16 protein-coding genes are annotated in these 21,349 nt (G+C 62.2%); 2 read left to right on the top strand and 14 right to left on the bottom strand.

The features are described from left to right. Position 1: 1 nt before the first annotated feature. From MVF96_RS04860 to MVF96_RS04800, 13 genes are all read right to left on the bottom strand, one after another. The gene (locus tag MVF96_RS04860) at positions 2-1,225 is read right to left on the bottom strand and encodes a restriction endonuclease subunit S (RefSeq protein ID WP_247451487.1); all 1,224 of its coding nucleotides are present in this window, start codon (positions 1,223-1,225) and stop codon (positions 2-4) included. After that, on the bottom strand, positions 1,222-2,442 hold the full coding sequence (locus MVF96_RS04855; protein ID WP_418930418.1) for an N-6 DNA methylase: 1,221 nt from the start codon (positions 2,440-2,442) through the stop codon (positions 1,222-1,224). The genes MVF96_RS04860 and MVF96_RS04855 overlap by 4 nt, the downstream gene beginning before the upstream one ends. Positions 2,443-2,473: 31 nt before the next feature. Further along, on the bottom strand, positions 2,474-5,539 hold the full coding sequence (locus MVF96_RS04850; RefSeq protein ID WP_247451485.1) for a type III restriction-modification system endonuclease: 3,066 nt from the start codon (positions 5,537-5,539) through the stop codon (positions 2,474-2,476). Positions 5,540-5,544: 5 nt separating this feature from the next. Next, the gene (locus tag MVF96_RS04845) at positions 5,545-7,440 is read right to left on the bottom strand and encodes a site-specific DNA-methyltransferase (protein WP_247451483.1); all 1,896 of its coding nucleotides are present in this window, start codon (positions 7,438-7,440) and stop codon (positions 5,545-5,547) included. After that, a complete protein-coding gene (locus tag MVF96_RS04840; protein ID WP_247451482.1) occupies positions 7,437-8,114 on the bottom strand; it encodes a DUF4391 domain-containing protein in 678 nt (225 codons plus the stop codon). The genes MVF96_RS04845 and MVF96_RS04840 overlap by 4 nt, the downstream gene beginning before the upstream one ends. Next, complete coding sequence (locus MVF96_RS04835) at positions 8,107-11,376, bottom strand: helicase-related protein (protein ID WP_247451475.1); 3,270 nt, start codon at positions 11,374-11,376, stop codon at positions 8,107-8,109. The genes MVF96_RS04840 and MVF96_RS04835 overlap by 8 nt, the downstream gene beginning before the upstream one ends. Position 11,377: 1 nt before the next feature. Then, positions 11,378-11,575 carry a helix-turn-helix domain-containing protein gene (locus MVF96_RS04830; RefSeq protein ID WP_247451474.1) on the bottom strand — a complete coding sequence of 66 codons (198 nt, stop codon included), beginning with the start codon at positions 11,573-11,575 and terminating at the stop codon, positions 11,378-11,380. Between the two features lie 210 nt (positions 11,576-11,785). Further along, entirely contained in the window at positions 11,786-12,151 is a 366-nt protein-coding gene (locus MVF96_RS04825; RefSeq protein ID WP_247451473.1) for a hypothetical protein, read from the bottom strand. Between the two features lie 47 nt (positions 12,152-12,198). Beyond that, positions 12,199-13,938 carry a hypothetical protein gene (locus MVF96_RS04820; protein ID WP_247451471.1) on the bottom strand — a complete coding sequence of 580 codons (1,740 nt, stop codon included), beginning with the start codon at positions 13,936-13,938 and terminating at the stop codon, positions 12,199-12,201. A gap of 143 nt (positions 13,939-14,081) precedes the next feature. Further along, positions 14,082-14,333: a hypothetical protein gene (locus MVF96_RS04815; protein WP_247451469.1), complete on the bottom strand. Its 252-nt coding sequence runs from the start codon at positions 14,331-14,333 to the stop codon at positions 14,082-14,084. After that, positions 14,330-16,132, bottom strand: a complete 1,803-nt coding sequence (locus tag MVF96_RS04810) for a hypothetical protein (RefSeq protein ID WP_247451467.1) — start codon at positions 16,130-16,132, stop codon at positions 14,330-14,332. The genes MVF96_RS04815 and MVF96_RS04810 overlap by 4 nt, the downstream gene beginning before the upstream one ends. Beyond that, the gene (locus MVF96_RS04805) at positions 16,129-17,592 is read right to left on the bottom strand and encodes a tyrosine-type recombinase/integrase (protein ID WP_247451465.1); all 1,464 of its coding nucleotides are present in this window, start codon (positions 17,590-17,592) and stop codon (positions 16,129-16,131) included. The genes MVF96_RS04810 and MVF96_RS04805 overlap by 4 nt, the downstream gene beginning before the upstream one ends. Beyond that, positions 17,573-18,520 (bottom strand): type I restriction-modification system subunit M, encoded by a 948-nt coding sequence (locus MVF96_RS04800; protein WP_247451463.1) that lies wholly within the window; start codon positions 18,518-18,520, stop codon positions 17,573-17,575. The genes MVF96_RS04805 and MVF96_RS04800 overlap by 20 nt, the downstream gene beginning before the upstream one ends. A 477-nt stretch (positions 18,521-18,997) precedes the next feature. Here MVF96_RS04800 and MVF96_RS04795 point away from each other — a divergent pair, with 477 nt between their 5' ends. Together MVF96_RS04795 and MVF96_RS04790 are read left to right on the top strand one after the other, a co-directional pair. Continuing rightward, entirely contained in the window at positions 18,998-19,312 is a 315-nt protein-coding gene (locus MVF96_RS04795) for a hypothetical protein (RefSeq protein WP_247451461.1), read from the top strand. Between the two features lie 66 nt (positions 19,313-19,378). Beyond that, the gene (locus tag MVF96_RS04790) at positions 19,379-20,005 is read left to right on the top strand and encodes a hypothetical protein (protein WP_247451460.1); all 627 of its coding nucleotides are present in this window, start codon (positions 19,379-19,381) and stop codon (positions 20,003-20,005) included. A gap of 178 nt (positions 20,006-20,183) precedes the next feature. Here the strand turns inward: MVF96_RS04790 and MVF96_RS04785 are convergent, their stop codons facing one another. Continuing rightward, on the bottom strand, positions 20,184-21,347 hold the full coding sequence (locus tag MVF96_RS04785; RefSeq protein WP_137809721.1) for an acyl-CoA dehydrogenase: 1,164 nt from the start codon (positions 21,345-21,347) through the stop codon (positions 20,184-20,186). Positions 21,348-21,349: the final 2 nt, after the last annotated feature.

Here is a 21,349-nt window from a genome sequence, read left to right as displayed (position 1 = left end):
ATCAGACCGTCTCCCGCACGTCGATTTTGCCGGTCACGGCATCGGTGATCAGGGCGGCGCGGTATTCGCGCAGAGTCGCTATGGAGATTTCACTCGCCCGCTTGAGGTGGCCGATCGACGATTCGCGATCATCCAGGAAGGCGGTGATTTCTTTCTGCTCCGCGACCGGCGGGACCGTTACCTTCAGCTCAGGCAACTTGCTGGCCTTCAGCCCCAGCGCCGTTGACCCAGTTGCCCGTGATATTAACTGTGCCTGAAACCAGGCACTGAGCAACACATACCTAGTAAATTCAGGAATTATGACATTTGGGTTCATACGAAACTTAATAATTCGCTGCGCGAGCGCAATATCCGTCCGATCCACGAGGGCCACGTTTCCGAGTGGCGCTTCCATGGTTAGCAGAAGATCGCCGAGTTGAGGGATTCCGCGACGCATGACCTGTTCGTACTCTGCATCGTCGACATATTCTTCAGATATTCCGTAGTCGATCCATCCCTGCTTGACATTCCTCGCAGTGATAAGTTGCACACCAGAGTCAGTCTTCCTCGGCGTAGCACCACGGTAATCGACTCGATCGATCGTACACCTGACAAACGGCATAACCTTCCAATGCGTAGGAATCCTCTCGAGCCACTCCGCAGCGGACTTTCGTAGCGCGTGAACACTAATTCCGCGCGTCACCGCGTGGGTAATAGTTGCGATGCGGTCTTCCTGCAAGGTAGCGATCAACTGCTCCTGCTTGGCGATCAGCGCATCAATCTTCGCTGTCTCGCGGTCAAGGTAGGCTGCCAAAATCGCCTGCACGTCACGCGGCGGACACGAGATCTGCATAGACGCGAGCGCCTCCCACGACGTCCTTGGCATCCTGGAACCGAACGACGTCTGATTTGCAGTATCGAGCCAAGGTTTCGACAGCGTGAGGTAGTAAAGGTATCGAGAACTCAGAGCCTCAGATGGTTCGAGCACTAGAAATTCCCCTGTGCACGAAACATCGCCGCCTTCGATATGAACCGTCTTTGACAGGTAAGGGCGCAGCTTGCCGAAGAGAATGTCACCAGGCCGTGTTAGGAGAGAGTCCGAAGCGTCCTTAAGCGGTAAGTCAGCTGAGATCAGCCTCCCCACACCCGACATCACGGCCTCAAGCCCGATGAAACGCCGCGGGGCCCCGTCCGACTTCTCTACGCGATTCCTCACTAGGTGACGAAGTGAAATAGTCTCGCTCATGCTCCAACGTCCTTCAGCATCTCCTGAATCTCTCCGACCAACTGCCGCAGGTCCTTTTGGATCTCCTCGAGAGGCCTCGGCGGCACGTAACGGTAGAAGTGTCGGGTGAAGGGGATCTCGTAGCCGATCTTGGTCTTGTCGTGGTCGATCCACGCGTCGGGCACATGCGGCAGCACTTCGCGTTCGAAGTACTCAGCGACGTCCTCGCTGAGTGGCACGTTCTCGGTGTCGCGGAGTGCGGGGTCGGGTTCGGGGTTGCCGTGGCGGTCGGTGATGACGTCCCCAGCATCGGAGTGCTCGCCGATTGTCGACCAGACCGTTTTCACAATCGGGGCACCAGGTTTGCCGAAGCCGTTGTCACGCAGAGCGTCTCTGAGGTCAGCGACGAAGGCATCGCGGTTGGACCACTCCCAATCCGCGAGGTAGGTGAGCGACTTCCGGATCGCTTCCTGCTCGTCGTCGGCGAGTTTCGAGACAGCCTTTGTGGCCAGGACAGCATCGATCTTGGTGTCGTCGATCCGGAATTCGAACTGAAGTGGGCGCTCGACGGTGATGGTGCGATACCCGAAGTCAGCGTTGGCGAACACCTTCGACACCGACGCTCGCTCGTCAGAACCCGGATCGTCGATGTGCTCGGCGTAGAGCTGCACGATCTGCTGGATATCCTCATCGCGAAGGTACTTACGCTTCGACCCCAGCGACTTTCGCATCTTCCCGAACATGTCCGCACCGTTGATGAGTTGGACTGTGTCCTGCCGTTCGGCGGGCTTGTTGTTGTCGAGGATCCAAATGTAGGTCGAGATTCCGGTGTTGTAGAACATGTCGGTCGGCAGCGCGATGATCGTGTCGAGCAGGTCGTTCTCGATGATCCACTTGCGGATGTTCGACTCTCCCGAGCCGGCGCCGCCGGTGAACAGCGGGGAGCCGTTGAGGACGATCGCGAGCCGGGAGCCGCCTTCGCCGTTCTGCTTCACCGGCTCCATCTTGGAGATCAGGTGCAGGAGGAACAGCAGCGAACCGTCGGAGACCCGTGGGAGACCGGGACCAAATCGGCCGGCGAAACCACGGACTCGGTACTCCTCATCGACGGCCCGCTGTTGGGTTTTCCACTCCACACCGAACGGCGGTTCCGTACAGGGTTTCAACGTGTTGTAAGCCGAAGTCCAATCCGTCGATACCGGGAAGGTCCGGCTACCCCGTGACGGTGGCTGTCTCACGCCGAAGAAGCGAGACAGCCGATCCTCTCGGCTACGTGGTCACGAGCTGCATCAGTTCGCTGTAGTCGGTGACGACGTCGTATGTGACGTCCTGCCCGTTTTTCGCATTGATCGACGCGAAGAACTTGCGTGCGCACTCGATCTTGGCGTTCTCGACCCCCTTGAGCTGCAAGCTCGACAGTGAGCCTTTCGTCTCGGCTACGAAGTACACGTGTTTGACGCTGCCCTCGGTGAATGCGATGGCCCAGTCGGGGTTGTAGTCACCGACCGGAGTCGGGATGAAGAAGCCCCGCGGAAGTTTCGCGTAGACCGCGACCTCGTTGCTGGTGTCGATCTCGGTGACGAAGTCCTGTTCGATCTGGGAGTCGGTGACGACGTAGTCGTAGACGTGCTTGCGCAACTTGTCGCCAGCCTGCGTGAAGTCCTGCTTGGTCTGATTCTCAGTAAAAATCGCCGAGTCGAACCGGTCTTCCAGCATGTCGTAGCTCAGATGCTCGACGATCACGGTGGCCTTCTGCTCGTTGACCAGTCGGGCCATCTCGGTAATGAACTGTTCCGGGTTGAGCCGGAACTTCGCGAATGTCGCCGGCGTGACTCCGCCCAGGATGGCGGCGACGGTACGTCGGGTGAGTTGCGTCTTCTCGGTGATCTCGCCGAGCAGGTCGTACTTCACTTGTGAGCCGGCGGTGACCGTCTCGGTGTGAGTTCGTGTCCGCGTTTGGTCGAATCCGGCCGTGTTGGTCAGATCCTCGGCGTCGAGGGCGTCCTTCTGCAGTCCTTCGATGAGGACATACTGCATCGCAGCCACGTTGAGATGGCTGTCGAGCGTCTGAATGCACTTGCGGATCAACTCGTTCGAGTCGAACTCGACCTGGTAGACCGCCTTGTGGTTGATTCGACGCCAGAGTGCCTGGAACTCCTTCTTAGCGAAGTTGGCCTCGTTGAGCGGGATCTTCTTCGGCTTGCGGCCGTCCTCACCGATCACCTTCACATCGAGATACAGCGCATCCACGAGCGGCCACACGGAATCGATGACCGACCGCAGCACCTCCGAAGTGGGTTCGGCGAGGGTGCCAGTTTCCTTGGCCTGCTTGTACGTCTCGGAAACCGTGTCGTCGTCGTTGAGGTAGTCGTTCTTGATCAGGTATTTGTACAGCGCCTGCGCAAGCGCCTCCTCCACGACGGATTCGCCACTGGGAGTCTGGATGGTCTTGCCGGTGAAGAACTTGACACTCGCCTTGCGTGGCCGCGACGCCAACGAGTCGGCGATCTCCTTCTGGAGTCCGGTCACGAAGTCGGTGTAGGACTCGTCGGTGACGACGGTCAGTTCGTTGATGTCGTGCACGACGACCGGGTTGTCCATGCGTTCGCCGTGCTGGTCGACCGCCAACCGCAGACCGCGACCGATCTCCTGCCGGCGCGAGACGGTGTTGTCGCTCTTCTTGAGCATCCCCATGACGAACACGTTAGGGTTGTCCCAGCCCTCGCGCAGTGCGGAGTGCGAGAAGATGAACCGCACCGGTTCCTCGAACGACAGCAGTCGTTCCTTGTTCTTGAGGATCAGATCGTAGGCGTCGGTGTCGGTGGACTGGCCCTTGTCATCGCCGCGTCCACTGACCTTGCCGTCGACCTGCCGCTTAGTCTTCTTGTCAATGGAGAAGTAGCCCTCGTGCACGGCACGGACGTCGTCGCGGAGCAGATACTCCTGGTGCGCGGCGGTCGAGTCGTCAAGGGCGAGTTCACCGAGCACGTCGTCGCGGATCGCGACGTACTCTTCCTCGAAGATCCGTGCGTAGTCGCCGAGTGTGTCCTCGCGGTCATAGTCGCGGTACTTGGCGACCTCGTCGATGAAGAACAGCGAGAGTATCTTGATACCCCGACTGAACAGCTCCCGCTCCTTGTCGAGGTGAGCCCGGATCACCTCGCGAATCTGGATGCGCCGCTTGGTTTCCTCGGTCACGTCCCGGTCGGCGAGCTGACCGGCGATGACAACGTCACCGTTGCTCAGTTCGAGCGCGTCACGGTTGGCGTCGATGTTGGTGATGAACAGGCCCTTGTATGCCTCGATGCCGCCGGAGATGTCGTGCAGGTTGTCACCCTTGTCGAGACGCTTGACCTGGCGCTTGATGCCAGTCTTCGTCTGAACTTCAATCTCGACCCGGGCACGAGGATTGGCGCCCTTGCCGATCTCGATGGCATCGACGTACAGGTACGCGGTCGAGCCAGCGAGTCCCTTGACGGTGATGCCGCGGACGGCGATCTTCTTGACCAGCTTCTGGTTGTACGCGTCGAGGGCGTCCAGGCGGTGAACCTTGGTGTGCTCGACCTTGTGGGTGGCCGAGTAGCGCAACACCATCAGCGCGTTGAACTCGGCCAGAGATACGAGTGACTTGTCCGCGCCGATCTTCTGTGGCTCGTCGATGATCACGATCGGCCGGTTGGCCTTGATCACGTCGATCGGCCGTCGAGACTGGAAATCGTCGAGCACGTCGTAGATGCGGCGGTTGTCCTTGCCGGACGAGTTGAACGCCTGGATGTTGATGATCATCACCTGCACACCGGCATCGGAGCTGAACCGCTCCAGCTCGTGCAGTTGCGACGAGTTGTAGATGAACGACCGCGGCTTCGTTCCATAGAGCTGCTGAAAGTGCTCGGCGGTGACATCGAACGATTTCTGCACGCCCTCACGGATCGCCACCGACGGTACGACGATGATGAACTTCGACCAGCCGTACCGCTTGTTCAGTTCCATGATCGTCTTGATGTAGACGTAGGTCTTGCCGGTACCAGTCTCCATCTCGACATCCAGATTGGGTGCCCCCGGTGCCGCCTTGCTGTCCTCCACCTTGGCCGACAGCGGAAGGTTTCGGGAACGCTGCACCTTATGGACGTTCTCCAGCAGCTGGGCACCGGTCAATGCGATCTCTGCGTTCCGCAGGCCCGAATCGGAGTACAACGACTCCTCACCGGTTCGCCGCCGACGTCCGGGGTCGACTCGATACGAGATGCCATCGTGCTTGGGTTGACCGGCGAACACGTCGACAACGGAGTCGACCGCATCGGTCTGGTACTGCTGAAACTTGAACTGAAGCTTCATCTCTGTCAGATCGCCTTCACATCCGTAGCGGGCGACACCTCGCGGAAGACTTGCTCTGCATTGATACGGGCGTCGTCCGAGGCGAAAGCGGAATCTCGGAACACTGCGCGCAGAGGTTCACGCTCGGCGATGAGACGCACGAGCTGAGGGCTGACCTCCAAGTCGAAACACGCGATCAGCGCCCCCTCCTCGACTACGAACACCTCGCGCCCATCGATCTGTTCGACACTGATCGGCATCGTCAGCTCGAGACCCCAATCGAGCAGGACCTGGAACAACAGGTCCTCGCCCGAGCGGTGGGGTTTGATGCTGCTCTCCAGCTCATCGAGAGCCAACTGATCCGTCTCGTCGGGTGACCGCAGCACGTCAGTCATGTTGGTCGTGTCAATGCGCAGAGCTCGGAAGCCCACGTCCAGGTCACCGGACATTACGCCCCCATCCTCAAGTACCTTGTGCCCGGCACGCCGGATGCGCTCGCGAGCGACGGCAGCGATGGTCTGGTAGCCAGCCTTGGCGGCTTCAGACTTGGGGTGTGGAATCTCATCGAGCTGGACCAAAATAAATCGGCGCTCTCCCCCGTCTTCAGCATTCTTAGCAAAAATTGCCTCGGCTGTTGTGCCGGAGCCCCCGAAAAAGTCGAGGATCAGCGAATCTTGCCCTGTCGCGTGCTCAAGAATTCTTATTAACAGCTTGACCGGCTTCGGATTGTCGAACAATTTGGCATTGAATAGGGAAGCAACATTGCGGGTGCCGTCGTCAGTATTTCCCGCATACGTGTGTTCCCAGAAGTTGACTGGCGTCAAGCCGCGTGCTTCCGAGAGGAACATTTTTATGGACGGCACGGCCGAGGTTCCGCCTGCTCCCCAATAGAGCAGCCCTTCTTCGCAAAGTCGATCGAACTCTTCCTTGGATCGACGCCAAGCGTTCGTAGTTGGCGAAGTGACTTTGCCTGTATTGGGGTTTGCAATCGGGTAACACAGGTTTGGCCGCTGTTCAGGCGTTGCGGGATTCAGGAACGAGGCGCCCTTCCACGGGCCGCGGGGATCGTTGTCAGGGTTCGAGTACCGACCATCAGCCTCATCCGTGCGGGGAAGCAGGTTTACCTCGAACTCGCTTGAGCGACTGTAAACGAGGATGTGCTCGACAACGGTTGTGAAGTCTTGGGTGTTGTTACTGCGTGTGTATCGCTTCTGCCACGATATATCTGCTTGGAAGTTCGCCTCTCCAAAAATCTCATCGCAGAGGCGACGTAAATTCGCCAACTCGTGATCGTCGGCAGATACGAAGAGGACGCCGTCGCTTGTTAGCAGATTGCGCGCGAGCTTAAGTCGCGGGTACATCATGCTCAACCAGTCCGAGTGGAACCGTCCGTTGGATTCGGGGTTCGCCACAAGTTTCGCGCCCGAGTCATCCACCTGCCCGGAACGGGCGAGGTATTCCGGCGTGCTCTCAGCAAAATCGTCCGCATAGACGAAGTCGTTCCCCGTGTTGTACGGCGGATCGATGTAGATCAGCTTGACCTTGCCCAGGTAGGACTCCTGAAGCAGCTTCAGTGCGTCGAGGTTGTCGCCTTCGATAAAGAGGTTCTTGGTGGTGTCGAAGTCGACGGATTCCTCGCGCACGGGCCGGAGCGTCTTGGCGATGGGCGCGTTAGCGGCGAACGCGGCGGCGCGTTTGCCTGGCCAGTCGAGCTGGTAACGCTCCTGCGGCCCCTCGACCACATGGTCGGACAGCTCCTGACGTAGCAGGTCGAAGTCGATGGCCCGCTTCGGATTACCGTCGGCGTCAACGGTCTCGGTGACGACGCTGGGGAACAGTGCGGCGAGCTGTCCGACGTTCGCGTCGGTCAAGTCTGGGGACGTCATGCGCAGCTTCTCCACGGGCCAGTTCTGCCTCTTCATCTCAATGAGTCCAACTCTGCTTGCTTCGTTTTCAGGATCCGGCGCAGCTCCACCTTGCGGTTGAACTGCGGCTCGGTGCGGAGCTTGCGCTCCAGTGCGGCGATTTCGCGTTCGAGCTTTCCTGCCGCGTGCAGTCTGCCTGCGACCTCCGACATGTCCTCGCCGGGCCGCACCGTCACTGGCGTCAACGGTTCCAGGAGCGCGGTGTAGAGGACGGGCAGGGTGATCGCGGTCGGCAGCGGTTGGCGTCCGGTGTCGGCGGGCTGCCAGCCGGTCGAGTAGTAGGCGCTGAGTTTCGGTGTGCCGGAGACGAGTTGTTTGTGCGCGGCCACCATCCGGGTGTGCTCGGCCCCGCCCTGAACGCGGTTGATCTCGAAGACGATCGGGAACGGGATCGCCTTGTCGATCGCGGTCAGCACCGACTCGGTGACGTCGGCGCCCTTCGCGTCGATCCGGAACACCTGGATCTCGGGGACCGTGTCGCTGCCGGGCAGGTTGACGGTGGCCTCGGCGAGTTTGTAGGCCCAGGTGATGCGGCGCACCTCGGCGACGAACTTCTCCCGCACCGCGGCGGGGACGGTGCCGTGCTCGTAGAACTTCTCTTTCGGGATGCGGCGGCCGAACTGTGCGGCCTCGGGCCAGCGGTAGAGCAGGTTCACGCCGGGGTCACCCATCCGTCGGCGCCTCACCATCGGGGTCGACTACGGCGATGAATGCGATGAGTTCGAAGTCGTCGAGGCCGGCGATGGTCTGGGTGAGGGCGGTGGTGTGGCCGCTGGTGAACAGGCTGTCGATGTCGCGTTCCTCGGTGACGTCGATCATCGAGTAGATCGCGTCGGTGAGCAGCTGTGAGTACCGCTCCATATTCGCGCCCTCACCGGTAGCGGTGTTGAAGGTGCGGACAACGTCGGCGACGGGCTGATCGTGGGGGCGGCATCCGGTCCGGATGAGATCCAGCAGACGCTTGGCCTCGGTGTGGTCGGCGATGACGGTGCCGTTGTTGTCGAGGTAGACGAGGTAGTGCGGGTGAAGCCGGTTTCCGCGGTTGATGTTCTCGTCGGCGTCGACGTTCCGCAGCACAAAGATCACTCCAGGCGTGAGCCCCTTGATCCGGTCGGCGGGCACCACGGCATGCAGGCCCTTCGGTGCGGACGCGAGGTCGCCGTACTCCTTGAGGTAACCGAGTAGATCCATGCGGAAGTCGTTGAGCCCCAGGTCAGTGATGGAGACTCCGGTGCGGACGTCTTCGAGTTCGATGACCTCGTCCTGGAGCTTGCGGAGCTGCTGTTTACGGAACGTGGCGTCGGAGTCTTCGAGGGTGAGGACGTTGTCGTCGGCGGTGCCGGCGAGGTCGGCGATGACCATCCGGTTCTCGACCCGCTCCTTGAGGTTGATGTACTCGTCAAGCGAGATATCAGGCCAGAAGTTCACCAGCTGGATATGGGTGTTCGTCGAGCCGATGCGGTCGACCCGGCCGAAACGCTGGATGATCCGCACCGGATTCCAATGAATGTCGTAGTTGACCAGGTAGTCGCAGTCCTGCAGGTTCTGGCCCTCGCTGATCACATCGGTACCGATCAGGATGTCGATCTCGATCGTTGCCTTCGGCATGGTCAGGTGCCGCTGCTTCGACCGCGGCGAGAACAGGGTGAGGACTGACTGGAAGTCGTATCCGGTGCCGATCGTCGTCTTCGCCCCGTTCCCGCCGCCGGTGACGAGCCCGAGTTCCATACCGGCGGGGCTCAGTGCGGGGCCGAGCTCGCGGTAGAGGTAGTTGGCGGTGTCGGCGAACGCGGAGAAGATCAGCACCTTGCGGTTTCCGGCGTTGATCGGGTTCGCCGCCTTGTCGGTGATCAAATCTTTCAGGGCACGCAGTTTCAGATCGTGTGCGGGCGTGATCCTGTGCATCTCGGTGACCAGGCGGTGCAGCGTCTCGCGGTCGTTCCACAGGTCCCGCTGCCAGGAGTCGACGTCGATGTCCTCGAGGTCGATCTTGATTTTGTTGCCGAACACGAGTGCCTCGGCGTCTGCCGCGTCCTCGTCGTCGACCTCGAGATCGTCCAGATCGATGTCCATGTCGGTGAGCGTGCCGTGGCGTGCGTCGAGTCGGCCAAGTGTCCGATCGACGGTTCCCTCGATCTTCGTCAGGGTCAGCCGGAACGCGTCGACGGAGCTCTCGAGACGCTTGAGGAGGTTGACCGTCATGAGCTTCTTCAGGCCCTGCTCACGCCCTCGCTGCCCGAGATTCGCCTTGCCGCCGGCCGTGCCGACGTTGTAGAGGTCCTCGTACTTCTGGAGGCGGCTGGGGAACACGTACGCCAATGGCGTGTACACGGCGAGCGTGAGCTGTTGCAGCTGCTCGAAGATCTCGTTGAACGTCGGGATGCCGTCGACGTCCGTGAGTGGCCGGCGGATCGAGGCGGGCGGCAGCCGTTTCGGGAACACACCGATCTCGGTGGTGTCGTAGAACGCCTGAATGTGTTTGCGGGATCGGGCGATAGTGACGGCGTCGAGCAACTCAAAGAAGTCGAAGTCGAGATCCTTCAGGATGCGGTCCGTCGTGCGATCCTCGGCATCGAGCTTCGACCAGGCGTTGAACACCATCTGCGCGTCCTTGAACACCTTCTCGACGGTCGTCGAAATGTTGAGGTGCTTGGCAAGGTTGTCCGACTCGCCCTCGTACGCGAGCTGGAGTTGGTTCTTCAGGTCGCTGAACTTGTTGTTCACCGGGGTCGCCGAGAGCATGAGGACCTTCGTCTTCACACCCTCGCGGATCACCTGCCGCATCAGCCGCTGGTAGCGGGACTCCTTCTCCTCGGAGAAGTCTGCGTTGCGGAAGTTGTGCGACTCGTCGATCACGACCAGGTCGTAGTTGCCCCAGTTCACGCGATCGAGCCGTAGCCCCATCGACTCGCCCCGGGTGCGGGACAAGTCGGTGTGGGCGAGCACGTCGTAGTTGAACCGGTCGCCGGCGAAGATGTTCGTGGTCAGGTTCGCGTTGTAGTTCGTCCAGTTCTCGGCGAGCTTCTTCGGGCACAGCACGAGTACCGACTTGTTGCGCAGCTCGTAGTACTTGATGACTGCGAGCGCAGTGAACGTCTTACCGAGACCGACGCTGTCGGCGAGAATGCAGCCGTTGTAGGTCTCGAGCTTGTTGATGATCCCGGTCGCCGCATCCTTCTGGAAGTTGTAGAGCGCATTCCAGACTTGTGTGTCCTGGTAGCCGGTGCGGTCGTTGGGCAGCACGTCCTCGTTGATGTCGTCGAGGAACTCGGCGAACAGGTTGTAGAGGATCAGGAAGTAGATGCGGGCCGGGGAGTTCTCGGCGTACACGCTGGCGATGTGGTCGTGGACTGCCTGGGTGACGTCGTCGAGCTGGTCCGGGTTGTTCCAGATCTGGTCGAAGATGTCGAGGAGATGCCGTGTCTCGGGTGCGCCCTCGAACTTGGTGCTCATGTTCGATACCGCTGGCCCACGCTCGTAGCCGAGGTCGGTGGTCGTGAATCCCTGGATCGGGAAGTAGGCGGCGGCATCGTCGACCACTGCCAACTGCTGCATCGGGTTCCCGGTCGAGTTGGACCGGAACGTCACCTTGCGGCGTACCCAGTCGGCGCATTCCTTCGCGATCGCACGCTGGGTCAGCTGGTTGCGCAGTCTGATCTCGAACTCGGAGCCGTACAGGCTCGACTCCGCGTGACCGGCCGGGATGAAGAACTCGCGGCGCTCCTTGCGTAGCCGGTCGGTCACCTTCTCCGTCACGAAGGAGGGCGAGGTGAAGATGAACTCCAGCTCGGAGACCTGCTCGAGTTCCTTGCGTAGCGCCTCGAACGCGAAGATCGAAAAGGTCGACGCCGCGATGCGCACCTTCGAACCCGGCGTGATCACCGTTTTGAGGTCGTCCCCGAGTAGATCGTTGACGTTGTCGATGCTCCGCACGTCAGCCCTCCGCCGTATCAGGGATCGCGGCGGCCCCGCCGCCCCGCACCCAAGAATCGACCTCGCTGACCTGGAACTTCCACAGGCGGCCGATCTTGTGGGCAGGCATGGCCTTCTCGGCGATCCAGCTGTACACGGTGTCCTTGGTGACGCCGAGATGGGCAGCGATGTCATCAGCGGACAGCCACGGCTCCGTCACTGCTACCCCTCCGAATCATCGACCGATCGTGTATCGGTCTCTCGGAACTCTACCCGGTTTAACCCTGTTAGGAAGGATCTATCCGAATATAGTCGGCTTCAGGCGGGGCTGCTGCACGATCAAGTGGCAGCATCGACCTGCTCTACCCCGTTGGGTTCGGTCACGCCCCCCCCGAGTGGCTTGACGTGGTCACGATGGTGCGGTTTGTGCTCACTGTTGGTTTCCCTGACGCGGCCCGATCGGCACGACTCGTCCGGAGCGCTGACCTTCGCGCAGCTGATCGTTCTCCAGCGCTAACACCTGGATGATCCGTTCGAGTTGATGGACGGTTTCCTGAAGGGCAGTGACGTCTGCGGTCAGTTCGTCGATGCGTCGCTGGGCGCCGTCCCGCTCATCGCGCAGTGCCACCAGAGCGGGTGGCGCGTCCGTGTTCGCAATCCGTGCTCGGAACTCTGATTGCAGGTCGGTGTGGCGGTGAGTTAGCAACCAGCGTTTGATCCGCGCTTCCTCGGCGAGCGATTTGATGGTGAGCTTGCCATCGGAGTACAGGGGTTCGCCTGCGATGAGGCGGTCCATCGCGTCTCGGATCGCCCGCCGCGCGTCGTCGTCCGTTGTTGCCGCCATCATCGGCATCCTTCAGGGTTGCGGTGATGGTCGATGATCTGCTGAAGGCTGCTGATTCGCTGTTCCAGGCGCACTTTCAGCGGTAGCGGGATAGTGGGGCTCGCGATCTCGTCGCGGGTCTGCTCGATTGCAGCCTCGACGTCTGTGATGTTGCGGTCGGTCCGGGCGATGTTGCCGCAGTTCGGTTGGCAGTTGGTGACATCTGGTGATGCCTCGACCCTCGCTGTTCTGTCCCGATCGGGGTGACACAGGGCCTTGGACTGGTCGTAGCAGCAGGTCACGAACTGCTCGCTGTTGTCGTAAATCCGCAGCCGCGGGTTCGCGTTCAGGGCTGCGGCCTGACGGTTGGTCAGATACCTGCCACCGAACTGCCGGTGGTAGAGGCGGACACCGTCCTGATATCGCTGAGCGGCCGGCCCGGTGACGGATTCGCCGTCGTCGAGGCGGGTAGCGGCGGCCTCGAGGTACTCGGCAGTGGCCAGGGCCTCTTCCATGGGGAACACGTCCCGTAGGCCGCTAGCGACTCGGGAGCCGTAGCCGTCGGTACTGTGCCCCCGAAGGTGCCCGTACTGGATCCCCAGGGCGATCCGTCCCCCCGGTTGGCGGTAGATGAACCAGGCAAGGGTGCGGCGGAATCGTTTGACGACAACCGGGCCCTCAGGGTCGGCGGGAATCGATTCGTTTGTGCGCCCGAACTCCTCAGCCTTGGCGTTGCACCAGGCAATCAGGTCCGCTGTGCGGTCACGAATCATCCGTGGATGCACAGCCTTGTCGGCGTCGGCGTTCTGGAATGGCGTGAACGCCCGGAGCGGGAACAGCAGGTCACTGTCGGGATACAGCGCTTCCATCACCTCGACTGCCTTGGCGACCGGCACGATTGCCTGCCACGGCTGGTCGCGCTCGCTGCCGGCCGGAGGGGCGTTGCCGGACTCGTCGAGTGCGCCCTTGAATACTTGACCGTAGACCAGGTGCCGGGTTTGCCCAGTCTTCTCGTCGATGGCCGTGCGGCAGCAGCCACGTCGCAACGCTCGGCATTCCTCGCCGCGCATACCGGTCAGGTACGCGACCACGATGAATGCCGCGGTAGCCAACAATCGGCACAGATTGTCGACGTCGTAGAAGTTGATGCCGCCGGTCCAGGGCCGGGTATCAATGGTGCCGGTGATCGGTACCGGCAGCACTGCCTCGTCAATCGGATCGAGGTCGCCGAAGATCCGATCCATCGAACCGAGGTGAACGACGTCGTCCGTGCCCAGGCCCAGCTGCCAGCCGATGAACTGCTTTGCGACGCAGCGTTGGCCTGGGCGATTGGCCGGGTAGAACCCCGGGATTCTCTTGGATGACGTCCTCTGGTGCTGTGCGTAGTTGCCGAAACGCTCGCTGGGGGTCAGGCCGTCGAGGCGCGGACGACGTGGTGGGTTCGATTTCGTGCGTGCCGCTGCGATGATGTCCGCGCTGAAGTCGGTGCAGAACCGGATCGCCCAGACGAGCAGCGCCGACATGGTCTGCGGATGGATCGGAGGGGTGCGGTTCTCCGCGGACCACTTGGCGTCACCGAGGACATCGGCTCTGGCGAGGGTGTCTTCCCAGTAGGGGCGGGTCAAGGTGTCGGAGTCAGGCAGGTACGGCCCGTACAGCCAGCACCGAGTGATAGCAAAGAGTCGGTTGGCCTGGCTCTCACGCCCGAGCCCGCTGACGGCGACCTCGGAACAGTAGCGTCGATACACGTCGTCGGTCACACCGTCGAACCGGTGGATGCCTTGTCCATCAAGCCATGTCATCCACAGTCGTAGGAAACCGGCGTAGACGATGATGGAGCCGACCGACAGCTGGGAACGCGTCGCAGTCGGTCGCTCCAGGTCCTCCATGGGAGTGGGCACGTTCACGCAGAGCCAGATGAGCTCTTCGCTGCCGCACGGAAACACGGCGGGAAGGTGTCGAAGTTGATGGACCGGGAGCCCACGATGGTGGGTTTGTGCAGCAGCGGGGCCAGATCCCAGCGGGTGTCTCCGACCCGCGAGATCGGCTCGGTGTGGGCGGGTGCGATGCGGGTCTTGTCGAGGATGATCGGATCGGAGTCCGACATGGCCACCGCGGTGGGGACCGCTGCGGCGGCGGAGACACGTGCCGTCATCCGTCGAGCCTCCGATTCAGCAGTCGACGGACCATCTCTCGATCCTCGTCGTGGGCAGCACTGCGTGCTTGGACGATCTCGGCGGTCGTGGCGTTGGTCGTGAGGATTGTGCGCAGCCGTGCGTAGTGTTCGGCGAAGTCCCGATCCCACCGGGAAGTGGCCACCACGGTCGCGATGTCGTCGAGTGCGTCGAGGAGGACGACCAGACGTGGCAGATGCCGCGGGGTGATTATTGCGTTGTCGCATGCGAAGCATGCGAAGAACGAGGCCGGGCACGGTTGGCCGGCCTCGTCGGCGAACGGGCTGCCGAAGAAGTCCGTGCAGGCCGCCGTCGGTGTGTCCAGACGTCCGGCCAGGAGCAGTTTGAGTGTGTGGACCGGGACATCGAGGGTCGCGGCCGCAGCTTCCGGGTTCTGCCGCGCCTGCTCGACCTCACGAGTGTTCATCGCGCGGACGTGGATTGAGGCGTGTGCGTGTGCTACGGCATCGTTCAACCCGGCGGTGATCGTCTCGGAGGCTGCCTCTGCGGTGAGCGGGTCCGGCCGTCGGTAGATGTCCTCACTCTCGGTTTCGGAGTTCTGTCGTGCCGTCTGGTTCAAGACCTGCTCGGTCAACCGGAGACGCCGAAACGTCCACGTCGGACCGTCAGCGGTCTGGCTTTCACTGGAGGTGCCGAGGCATGCGGTCGTCCACTCTGTGCGGAATGGGCCGTCTGATGTGAGGTTCTTGTTCCGGTGGGCGACCAGCAGTCTGTCGGTCGGACAGCCCATCCCGTGCAGTGCGTCGCGGCACGGCTGCGTCAGGGTGACCGCGCGTTCCCAGAGTTTCCCGGCCTCGCCGGCGAGGATTTCGTTGGAGTATCGCCGGGTTCCTCGTCGCGGTTTGTCCACCCCTACGGTATGGACGGGGCCCTCGATGTCCGGGTCCGATGCCGGGAACGAGTCGACAGTCAGTGCGTTCATCACCGACAGGTTGAATCCTCGCTCACAGACGAGGAGGACCATCAGGTTGAGCACCTCGTCGATGCTCGGGAACAGTGCTTGCGCAGGGTTGGTGACACCGCGAAGGTCGAAGCAGTCTTTTCGGCTCACCGCCCAGGACAGGTACTGCGACGGCATCGTCCCTGTGCGGGATAGGTGGGCCAGCAGGGAACCGACCGTCCAGCGTGTGCCCTGCACCTGGAACGACGGGGCATCGGCGGGTTCGTCTCCGTCGAGGTAACACTGCAGCACCGCAGTGTTCGCCTCGAGTCGCCGAAGGGCTTGGTTCACGCGGTGATTCGCCGCATTGCGGATGGCGGTGAACTCGTCCCGGGTGTAGGCGTCATTCGCGGGGAGGCGCTTGCGTGGTTTCACGGCCTTTGCGCGCATCGCTCGACGGGTCGACTGCGGCAGCGTTGTCGCCTCCGCCAGCAGTGCCCGCATCATCGTTACCTGCCCGGGCCAGCGAGTGTTCTTGTCCTTCTCCGACCGCCACGCCCACCACACTTCGGCATCGAGATCGGCCAGGGAGACGACGTGCGGATGGAACTCGGTCAGGTAGCGCGCCAGGTGTCTGACCGTGCCGGCCGCCGCCTCTGCCGTCGTAACCGTCTGCCAGCGTCCTCCCGGTGCGACACCGCTGGCGAATGCGCGGACGAGGTCGTCGAGAAGTGTCGGTGTTGCAGGGGCATCGGTGAAGTCGAAGGCCTTGCTACGGCCGTCGGGATCGACGAAGTTCACACGTCGCAGGGAGCCGTCGACCAGCGACGGCCGGGCGTACCTTGCGGGCGGCAACGCGGCCGACGTCGACGGGCTCATCGCTGCCCCTCGCCGTCCTGGATTCGGGGCGAGAGTTGGGCGACCCGGGAGACGAGGTCGTCGATCAGCGACCCGTCGGCCGGATCGGAGTTGAGGAACAACTCGACCTGCAGCCCGGATACCGGCTCGAGATAACAGTTCCGGGTCGTCGCCAGATTCGCGTGTCCGAGCATCGTTTGGACGAGCACCCACGGATCACCGAACAGATGCCGGAACTCGCGGCGTTCCTCCGCGGTGATCCCCATCCGCCTGTCGTGGGCGTAGATCAACGACACCAGCATTCGCAGCGCAAACGAGTGCCGCAGCATGTGCGGGTGGCACCGGATGTCGACTCCGAGTCCGTGGCAGCGTGCGTTGGCCGTGGAGAACACGGCCTCCCAGGTGCGGTACGGCAGAGGCAGCCCGGCTTCCGACAGCCACAGCATCCACGGCTCGAGGCCGCTCTCACCCCCGACGAAGAAGTCGAGCCGGTCCTTCCAGTCGAGGTTGTCCAGCGGCACGGTGCCCGGCCGGCCGTCACCATCTCGGTAGTGGACGATCCGGCGGTTGTCGACCCGGTCCACCACCTTTTTCGTGGTGATCGCCGTGTAGCGGCCTTCGCGCTGGGCACGGTGGACGGCCTCGCGTCGGGTCGACTCGCGGTAGTTGTCGATCAGTTTCAGGGTGCGGCCCGAGATCCAGAAGTCCCGTCCTCGGCCGCCCTTGGCCACCGATTCGCCGACACGGCCTCTGACGTACTGCAGTTCCGAGGTGAATGATGGGAGTTCGTCGAGGACCAGGGATCCGCCTTCGCGGAGTCGTAATCCACTGGACCACAGGGCTTCTGCGAGGGCGAGGTTTCGGCCGTCGTTGCGGCCGCGCCATCTCTCGTCTCGCGTGCCGTCCGGGAGGTACCCGCCGAGTCCGATGTCGCGCCACCGAATGTATGCGCGTGGGGTCAACCATTTCACCCGGGTCGAACGCACGCTTTTCGGCAGCAGCTCTGGACGCAGGCTCGGCGGCCCCGAATGCTTTCGCTGGTCGACCATCACCACAGGCGATCGACTCACTGTGCCCCGGTACTGCTGCCAGCTGTAGAACTTGGAGATTGCAGCGAGCTCCCGCGAGAACTTGGCCGCGCTCACCCGCCGGGGGTTGCGGTCGTCGCGCCGGCGCCAGAACTCGAAGTCGACGAGGTCATCGCGGGTGGCATCCCGCCAATCCACTTCTTGGACGGCGAGGAACGACAGGAACACCTTGAGGTCCATCGCATACGAGACCTGGGAGTCGGCGGCCAGGCGCTTGAACGTGTCGGAAGCGAAGAACAGCGAGACGTCGATGTCCGGTCGGCCGATAGGCGGCAGCAGGAACGGTTGCCCCGGCCGGATACCGACAGCAGCTTCTCGCGCATCGATCGTTGGCGCGTACTCGAGCGCCACCGTGGAGGTCAGTTGCCGGCGGCTAGGCCGCGCATAGGACATCCGCCATCCGCGTGTCCCTGCGCGTTGCTCCACAGCAACACACACTGCCACAACACGCCGACATTTTACGGAACGGCGGGTTGGACAGCAGGTAGTCGAAGTGGCGGCCGCGGAAGTTGTCGTCGGTGAGGGTGTCGCCGAGATAGATGTTGTCGACGTCCTGACCTTTGATGATCATGTCGGACTTGCACATGGCGTACGAGCGGGAGTTGATCTCCTGCCCATACAGCACCGGTCGGGCCTTGTGGTTCATCTGCAGCAGATGGTCATAGGCGGTGGAAAGCATGCCGCCGGTACCTGCTGCGGGATCGTAGATCGTCCGGACGGTCCCCGGCTTTGTGAGCGCGTCGTCGGCGGTCGCGAACAGGACGTCGACCATCAGGGCAATGACCTCACGCGGCGTGAAGTGGTCACCGGCGGCGGCATTGTTGGACTCGGCGAACTTGCGGATGAGCTCTTCGAAGATCAGACCCATCTCGTACCCACTGACTGCCTTGGGGTGCAGGTCGACGGCTGCGAACTCCTTGACGATCAGGTATAGCCGATCGGACTTGCTGAGTCGCTCGATGAGGTCTTCCATGCCGAACCCGTCGAACACGTCACGGATGTTCGGAGAGAAACGTGCGATGTAATTGAGCAGGTTGTCGGCGACGTCCTCAGCGTCCGAGGTCAGAGCGCGGAAGTCCCATCGCGACGTGTTGTAGAACGGCAGCTTGAACTTGGTCTTCAGAACGATGTCGGGATCAACCTTGGTCTTCGCAAGTTTCTTGTACTCGGCGAGAACCTCGTCCTTGGTCGGCTTCAAGATGCAGTCCAGACGTCGCAGGATGGCGAACGGGAGGATGACATCGCCGTACTGGTTCGGCTGAAACGGTCCACGCAGCTTCTCGGCGATGCTCCAGATGAGGTTGGCGTTGGTCGTGCTCATACGTCAGGTGACTCTTTCACTCGGTTGAGTGTGAATGTATCGGGTAAGTAGAGGTGGCGTCGTCAAGCGGCGGGATGGAATGAACCGTCGGGGCGGCCGTCGCCTTCGAGGAGGTATACGACCTGCCGGAGCGGCCACCCTGCCAGATTCTCGATCCGGCCAGCACGAGCGCTCGTAGCGGCACGTCTTGCCAACCGACGTTCACAGGATCGGGCGCCGTTGATAGATCATCGCCTCGCCCAGCAGAGGATCGTTCAAAGATCACTTGGTGGGGCGAAGTCGCGAACGCAGTGGAGGAGGTATCGGCCGCGGCGGGTTTGCTGATGAGGATTCCTGCACTCGGCAGCGTGCGATCTCGTTCAACCTCCGACCAGTCCTTGGGTTGTCGGGAGCGTCTGTAAGACTACGGTGATCCGAGACATCGAGTAGTCACGACGCATCCTGGAGGAATCTGAATTGCCGTTACCGAGCACCGCTTTGCACTATTTGGGCGCCGTCCACTCACCGTTCAGCGGTCTTCCGGCGGAGAATGAGGACGGCCCGAACAACGCGGATCCGACCCTCCTCTTCATCTTCTACGGCGATGCCACCCATTGGGGATACATCAGCCCGAAGCTGGCAGAAACTCTGGGAGCCGACGAGGACGAGTTGGAGCTCGAACCGGAGGACCTCGAGGAATGCCTCACCATCGACGGCGGCATCGTCTTACGCGTGGACACCGACTGGTCCGGTGTCAACGTTTACGGATTCGCTCCCAACGAGAGCACGATCGAGTTCACACCGAGGCCGTGAGATTACGCCATCAGCCCGATGGTTCACCGACATCCTGGTGAAGTACGTCGATAGAGGAGACGCCGCGTGAGTCGCGACCACGCTCTTGCCCGCTTCGAGCAGCTCAGCCAACTGCTTCTCGCGACGCGTCGAGAAGGCCTGACACGCACCCTGACTCCTTCAGAAGTGTCACAGGTCGACCGGTGGGAGAAGGAGCGCGTCCAGTTGCGCGTGCAGTTCCCCGACGTCGCGTTCGGTCGCGAGCAGCCGAAGCGCACCATCCGGATTCGCGACGCGAACGCAGAGACGCCCCGGCCGAAACCGGCGGATAAGGCGCGCCCCGCCAAACCGAAAGCCCAGGCGAGCAAGAGATCAGTTGCCTCAACGAAGAGATCCGAAGCCGACTCCGCTGCATCCACGAAAGCAACCAAGGAACACAGAGCCCGCCTGCGTGAGGAAGTGCATCGCGAAATCAAGCTTCTGCAGGCAGCTAAGATTCGGGTCGGCCTGACCGCGGGCCAACAAGGCCGATTGCGCAACCTGGAATCGTTGATGCACCAGCTAGAGTCACCGCCGGCAAAGAAGGCGAAACCGAAGAAGTTCATCGTCGACAACAGTCCTTCTCGGAAAGCATCCGCATCGTCCAGCGGAGGCGGACGCGTCGGGCTCATCAAGGTGGCACGCGGCGGCCTTCGCCAAACGCGCGGACGCTGACCCGTCCCAGGCCCGACACCCGCATGAGGCCGAGAGGCACCGCAGCCTCACCGCTCCCGCGGTGTCCGTTTCCTTCCCGCTCGCCGGTTTGCACCCGCGCGAGGGAAACGGTCCCGCGGGAATGAAAACGCCCCGGCGGCCGAAGCCGACGGGGCGATTCCTGTGAGAGGTGAGGCGATCAGCGCAGGAGCGCGCGGCTCATGACGACGCGCTGGATCTGGTTGGTGCCCTCGTAGATCTGGGTGATCTTGGCGTCGCGCATCATGCGCTCGACCGGGAAGTCGCGGGTGTAACCGGCACCGCCGAAGAGCTGGACGGCGTCGGTGGTGACCTCCATGGCGACGTCGGAGGCGAAGCACTTCGACGCCGAGGAGATGAAGCCCAGATTCTTCTCGCCGCGCTCGGCGCGAGCGGCCGAGGTGTAGACCATGAGGCGAGCGGCCTCGACCTTCATCGCCATGTCGGCGATCATGAACTCGACACCCTGGAACGAGCTGATCGGCTTGCCGAACTGCTTGCGGTCCTTGACATATGCGATGGCCTGGTCGAGCGCGCCCTGCGCGATGCCGACGGCCTGCGCGCCGATGGTCGGGCGGGTGTGGTCGAGGGTCTGCAGGGCGGTCTTGAAGCCCGTGCCCTCGTCGCCGATGATGCGGTCGAGCGGGATGGTGCAGTCCTCGAAGTACAGCTCCGCGGTCGGCGAACCCTTGATGCCGAGCTTCTTCTCCAGCGGTCCGACGGTGAAGCCGGGGTCGTCCTTGTGGACCATGAACGCGGAGATGCCGTTGGCCTTCTTCTCCGGGTCCGTCACGGCCATCACGGTGTACCAGCTCGACTTGCCGCCGTTGGTGATCCAGCACTTGGAGCCGTTGAGGACCCAGTTGTTGCCGTCCTTACGGGCGCGGGTCTTCATGCCCGCGGCATCCGAACCGGCCTCGCGCTCGCTCAGGGCGTACGACGCCATGTCCTCACCGGCGGCGATGCCGGGTAGCACCTGCTGCTTGAGCTCGTCGGAGCCGTTGAGGATCAGGCCCATGGTGCCGAGCTTGTTGACCGCGGGAATGAGCGACGACGATGCGTCGACGCGGGCGACCTCTTCGATGACGATGCAGGCGGCGATGGAGTCGCCACCCTGGCCGCCGTATTCCTCGGGCACGTGGATGGCGTTGAAACCCGATGCGACGAGGGCGTCGAGCGCCTCTTGCGGGAACCGCGAGTTCTCGTCGACGTCGGCGGCGTGCGGCTCGATCTCCTTCTCCGAGAGCGCACGGATCGCCTCGCGCAGCGCGATGTGCTCTTCCGGGAGCTCGAAGACGTTGAAGTCGGGATTTCCGTAGCCCATGA

The sequence above is a fragment of the Gordonia hongkongensis genome (assembly GCF_023078355.1).
Taxonomy (GTDB): domain Bacteria; phylum Actinomycetota; class Actinomycetes; order Mycobacteriales; family Mycobacteriaceae; genus Gordonia; species Gordonia hongkongensis.
Note: the sequence above shows the minus strand (reverse complement) of the source record. Positions and strands in the feature narration are given on the sequence as shown.